This is a genomic window from Protofrankia sp. Cj3 (assembly GCF_917627355.1).
GTDB lineage: Bacteria > Actinomycetota > Actinomycetes > Frankiales > Frankiaceae > Protofrankia.
Window position 1 is genome coordinate 37,680 of record NZ_CAKJTR010000021.1, and the last position, 5,422, is coordinate 43,101.

Consider the following 5,422-nt stretch of genomic DNA (forward strand, 5'->3'; position numbering starts at 1 on the left):
ACATCCTGCACCCGCAGCTGACCGTCCGCCGGGCGCTGCGGTACGCGGCCGAGCTGCGGTTCCCCGCTGATACCCCGGCGGCCGAGCGCAACGCGCGGGTCGATGAGGTGATCGGCGAGCTGGGGCTGGCCGACCAGGCGGAGCAGCGGATCAGCACCCTCTCCGGTGGGCAGCGCAAGCGCACGAGTGTGGCGCTGGAGCTGCTCACCCGCCCGTCGCTGCTCTTCCTCGACGAGCCGACGTCCGGGCTGGACCCGGGCATGGACAAGTCGGTGATGCAGACCCTGCGCACACTGGCCGACGACGGCCGGACGGTGGTCGTCGTCACGCACTCACCCGCGCAGCTTGACCTGTGCGACCGGCTGCTCGTGCTCGCGTCGGGCGGCCAGCTCGCCTATTTCGGCCCGCCCGGCGAGGCGCTCGCGTACTTCGGCCAGCATGACTTCGCGGACATGTTCCTGCTGCTCGACCGGTCCCGGGAGGTCGACTGGACGGCCCGCTTCCGGGCTTCGCCCGAGTACGCACGGTACGGGATGCCGAGCGGCACGGCGCAGCCCGCGGCGCGTCCGGCGCGATCCGTACCGGACGCGCCGCCGCGCCAGCAGCCGGCGCTGCGCCAGTTCGTCGTGCTCGCCCGCCGTTACTTCGCGGTGATCGCGGCCGATCGGGCCTACGCGCTGTTCCTACTGGCGCTGCCGCTGGTGCTGAGCCTGTTCGCACGGCTGCTTCCGGGCGGGCACGGACTGTCGTGGAAAAGCCGGCAGGCCGGCCCCGACAGTGACATCGCGCCGCTCATGCTCGTGCTCGTGCTCGGGTGCGCGTTCACGGGATTCGCCGGAGCGTTCCGCGAACTGGTCAAGGAGCGCTCCGTCTTCCGCCGCGAGCAGGCGATTGGGCTCTCGCGCGGCGCTTACCTCTGGTCGAAGCTCGCCGTGCTGGGCCTGATCAGCAGCGCTCAGGCCGTGATCCTGGCCTTCGCCGGACTGTACGGCCAGCCAGCACCGGACAGGCCACTCGCGCTGAGCCAGCATGGGGTGACCGAGGTTGCCGTCGCCATGGTCGCGGTCGCGCTGGCCGCAATGGCTCAAGGGCTGCTGGTCTCAGCACTGATCGCAAACGCCGACCGCGGCATGCCGATCCTCGTGCTCGTCCTGCTGTTGCAGCTGCTGCTGTGTGGGCTGCTCATCCCACTGGACGGCCATCCGCCGCTGGAACAGCTCGCATACCTGATGCCGGCCCGGTGGGGGTTCGCGATGCTCGCGGCGACAACCGGCTACCGCCAGACCCCGGCCACTCCCAAGGTCGACCCGCTGTGGACAGCCGACGTCCACACCTGGACGCTTGACCTCGCCGCGCTTGTGCTATTGACCGCAGCCATCGTATCGGCGATATGGCCGGTCCTGCGCCGCGGGTCCGCACCCCGGAAGGGCCGGTGACCGAGCGCGCCGCGTCCTGGGCGAGCTGCCGGCGGAGGTACTCGTTACGGGACAGACCGAGCCGGGCGGTGTGCGCCTCGACAACGGCCAGCACGTCATCGGGCACGTCACGGATGAGCACATCGGACATCAGCAGCATCTCCAAGCGATATCCGATGCTCTTGGAGGCGTGGCCCGTGGCCTGGGCAAGCGGCGGGATTGTGGGCCGTCGTGGCTTTGTCAGCGGCTTCCCGGGGATGTCACCGACTGTCTCGATGACGTCGGTTCGGATGGCGGGTTGACCCCATCTCTGCGAAGGAGCACACCATGGCCGAAGCGGTGGCAATCCCTGGACGGACGGACGGGGAAGCAACGGACGGGGAACCAGCGGCCACAGCGAACGATGGCGCGATCACGGCTGCTTCCGCGTCCAGGGTTCCCGTCGCATCGGCGCTGCCGGCCCGCCGGGTCCGAGAGGCCACCGGGAGCCTGACCGGCCCGCTTGGAAAGGCATGACTCCACGTGCTGCCGGTTGTGTCGCGGTGATCGGCGAAAACGTCGCGGATGCTGTTGTCGAGCCGGCGGCCGGGAGCGACACCGCGTTGCGGTTGCGGGTATTCCCGGGAGGCGGCCCGGCGAACACGGCGGTCGCTCTCGGGAGACTCGGAACACCGACCCGGTTTCTCGGCAGGCTGCCGCGGGGCGTGTTCGGTGATCTTTTTGTCGAGCGGCTGCGGACGTCCGCGGTCGACCTGTCATGCGCCGTCACCGCCAGTGAACCGGCAACGCTCACCATCGCGTCGGTGGCGGCTGACGGTCAGGCCAGCTATGTGTTCTACGCGGCCGGAACGGCGGACTGGCAGTGGACCGCGCGGGAACTGGCCCCATCCCATCTCGACGGCGTGGCGTGTGTGCACGCCGGCTCACTCTCGCTGGTGATGGAGCCGGGCGGGAACCTGGTCGAAAAGCTGCTCCGCACCGCCCGGGAACGCGCGACGGTGTCGATTGACCCCAACGTCCGGGCTGCCCTGGTGAGTCCGCGGAGGTACCGGTCGAGGATCGCGGAGTGGTCTCGCCTTGCTGACATCATCCGGATGAGTGAGGATGACGCCGCCGAGCTCTTCCCCGGCGTCTCCCTGGATGATCTCCTCAGGGCCCCGGGCCTGGCCGATGTGCCACTGGTCATCATCACGCGCGGGGAGCGGGGCGTCATAGCCTCATTCCGACAGGATGTGGTGGAGGTTCCTGCCGTCGCGGTGCGGACCGTCGACACCATCGGCGCGGGCGACGCCTTTTCCGCCGGCCTTCTTCACTGGCTGTATCAAGCAGGTCACCTTGGCGGCCGGATCGACCAGCTCGACATCGAGACCGTACGGCGCGCGTTGACCTTCGGGGCCCGAGTCGCGGCACTGACCTGCGCCACACCCGGTGCTGACCCGCCCTGGGCGAGCCGGCTGACCAGCGAGAGCACAAACCTGCTTCCATGACATGAGCCGGGCGGACGGCCCGTCGGGGCCGATGACGATGTGGCCCATGCCGCTGGCCGTGCGGTCGCCGATTCCGGCGTAGCGGGCGAGGACCTCGATGGCGCCGCGCGTCTTCGTGGCTCTCCGTATTGCCGAAGAGGTCCGCCTCAAACGTTGGAAACGTCGCGGGCTGCCAGTGCGCTCGCGAAGGACGGGTGTCAGATCTGACCAAGATCGATCTCTGCCGCCAAGGGAGCCGGGACCTTGACCACGCCGGGGAACACCTCTTGGTCACGTCAGGACCTCGTCGGTCACCCTCGGCCTGTCGGTACGGAAGGCCGAGGGCGACCGCTGTCTCGACTGTCCGTCGACACCGCCCTCTTACCGGTCTGAATGTTTCTGCGCCGCCGGCATCTCCGTTGCCCGTGCACCGTCAGTGATCTCGTCGGGCCTCCTGCAGGGTCATTGCAAAGTCGTGTTTGTGCTGGTCACGAGGGTGATTGCCTGGTCGGGGTGGCGGGCGTGGTGGCGTAGGGCTCAGGTCATGTTGGTGAAGCCGGCGAACCGGAGCAGGCTGATCACCAGGCTGCGGAGAACGGCCATGACCTGGGGTCCGCTGCCGGTACGAGCCTGGTGGAGGCCCTCACCCAGTATGACGTCGCGGATCCAGTGCAGGCGGACCTCGATGTGGACCAGTGGCCTCGGATCCAGGTGGCCAGTTCGGCCGGTAGGGCGTCGTGGGCGGGCAGGGTGCAGATCGCGTAGACGGTCTCACGTCACTGACGGTGCTTGCCCTCGGTCGTTCTTCTTGTTCTTGTTGATCGGGCGGGAGGTGCGGGTGATCTGGATGGCCTGGGCGGCATGGGGGAACCCGAGCCCGGCCGGGACGGTGACGGCTTTGAGGGTGCGTGCCTCGATCCGGCCGTGGCCACGGCCGGTGGCAGCGTGCCCGACCGGGACGTCCTTCCACGGCAGGGTCTTCAACCGGGTGTGGACGGTGGGCTGGTTACGTTTCACGGTGACCAGCAGGTGCGCTCCCCGGGCATGCAGGTAGTCGGCGTGCGCGGTCTGCGCGTGCATCGCGTCAACGGTGATCAGGACGTCGGTCAGGTCGGGAATCTGATCGAGAACCGTGGAGAACACAGGGATCTCGTTGGTCTTCTCGTCGACGTCGACCTGCGCCAGCACCCCGCCGCGGGTGCGGTTGAGGACACCGAGCAGGTGCACGGGGTGGGCGCCGTGGCGGGTGGCGCGCATCGCTTTGCCGTCCACCGCGAGCACCCGCCGTACCCGGCGGCGCTGTGTCGGCCGCTGCGCGGCGGTGTCGACGGCGTCGAGGGGCCCGGATCCAGGCTCCGATCGCGGCCTCCAACGCCGCCCGGTCCACCCGTACCAGCACCCGCCAGATCGTCACCGGGCCTGGGATCCGCCCGGTCAGCCCCAGGCCAGCGCGGGCATCCGCGGGAAGGTCGGCGGCCCATTCCCCGATCGCCGCGAACGACCGGGCGCCACTGAGCATCGCGCACACCGCGATGGTCAGGATCACGGCGAAGGGGTATCGCACCCCGCGCCGTCGGCGTGGGTCCGGTACCTGCGCGAGCGTCTCGCATAACCCGATCCACTCACTGTCGGTTACCGAACCGCTGCCCAGCAAAAATGCCGAGGCCCTGCTATGACCACTTGGTTTCGCCAGTTCTGAAGCATCATCCAATCCTCGATAATCTTCTCTGGACCATTAGGGTCATACCCTCTACATCCTTTTTTGCAGCACTCTTCGCAAACTCTTCCAGGGTATTTAAATAGCTATACGGGTCGCCGCGTAATACCCTCTCACTCTCAACGAAAGGCCGTATGGCCGTCCAGGTCTTCTCGAGCCGATAGCGGATGGGAAGAATGACGACGTTTTCGTCGACGACCTCGAAGGCGAGCGGGTAGCCCAGCATCTGGTAAAAGAATGATACTTCAATGACTTCCCCCGAATATCCGCCGGTAGACGGGTAACTCCTAAATTTGGGTCGCGCGAAGGTAGCTCTGCCCAAATCTTCTCTTCTTTCAGGTAGAAAGACTGGGTCGTGTGGCGATCAAGCATTTCGATGATGATTGGGAGCTGATTTGCGCGGTCCGCTGATCGTGCCTGCCGTGCTGCGAGCAAAGTTGAAGTCGCCAAAGAAACTAATGAGATAAAGATGGCGCTGACATTTAGTAGCGAGCCAGCCATTTTCACACACATCCCACCACGGCTCGATGGCACACACCTCGGCCATACAGGAAATGTACCGTCAACTCTTTCATTAGTTCACGAAGTCCATTATTGTTATGAAGGCAAATATTTAAACAACAAGAAAATTCAACTCCACCCAAACGACGAACGGCCGAGTAGAACCAGTCAGCCGCAGACCCGGACAAAGATCAGATAGAGCAGTCGCACAGACATAGTTGACCCTCATGCCGACAGCTGAACCGTCGCATAACCCCAGCTCACAGCCCCAAGCCGACTCTGACACTCCACACGTCGAAATCAGTGGGATGGCGCCGCCGTTG

The 5,422-nt window shown here is 66.3% G+C and carries 4 protein-coding genes and 2 pseudogenes; 2 read left to right on the top strand and 4 right to left on the bottom strand.

Going from position 1 to position 5,422, the window contains the following annotated elements; all coding sequences use genetic code 11:
* A partial coding sequence (locus MJ783_RS04890; protein ID WP_239308721.1) for an ABC transporter permease occupies window positions 1–1,436 on the top strand: 1,436 nt, incomplete at its 5' end.
* 1 nt (window position 1,437) lies between these two features.
* Here the strand turns inward: MJ783_RS04890 and MJ783_RS23545 are convergent.
* Window positions 1,438–1,566, bottom strand: a pseudogene (locus MJ783_RS23545) (antitoxin); the annotation flags it as partial.
* Window positions 1,567–1,927: 361 nt separating this feature from the next.
* Here MJ783_RS23545 and MJ783_RS04900 point away from each other — a divergent pair.
* Window positions 1,928–2,902 (top strand): carbohydrate kinase, encoded by a 975-nt coding sequence (locus MJ783_RS04900; RefSeq protein WP_239308722.1) that lies wholly within the window; start codon window positions 1,928–1,930, stop codon window positions 2,900–2,902.
* 750 nt (window positions 2,903–3,652) lie between these two features.
* On the opposite strand, the gene MJ783_RS04905 is transcribed toward MJ783_RS04900, so the two are convergent.
* From MJ783_RS04905 to MJ783_RS04910, 3 genes and pseudogenes are all read right to left on the bottom strand, one after another.
* A complete protein-coding gene (locus tag MJ783_RS04905; RefSeq protein ID WP_239308723.1) occupies window positions 3,653–4,153 on the bottom strand; it encodes an ISAs1 family transposase in 501 nt (166 codons plus the stop codon).
* Window positions 4,154–4,286: 133 nt separating this feature from the next.
* Window positions 4,287–4,445: pseudogene (locus tag MJ783_RS23550) on the bottom strand (transposase family protein); the annotation flags it as partial.
* A gap of 139 nt (window positions 4,446–4,584) precedes the next feature.
* Window positions 4,585–4,920 (bottom strand): hypothetical protein, encoded by a 336-nt coding sequence (locus tag MJ783_RS04910; RefSeq protein WP_239308724.1) that lies wholly within the window; start codon window positions 4,918–4,920, stop codon window positions 4,585–4,587.
* Between the last annotated feature and the right edge of the window lie 502 nt (window positions 4,921–5,422).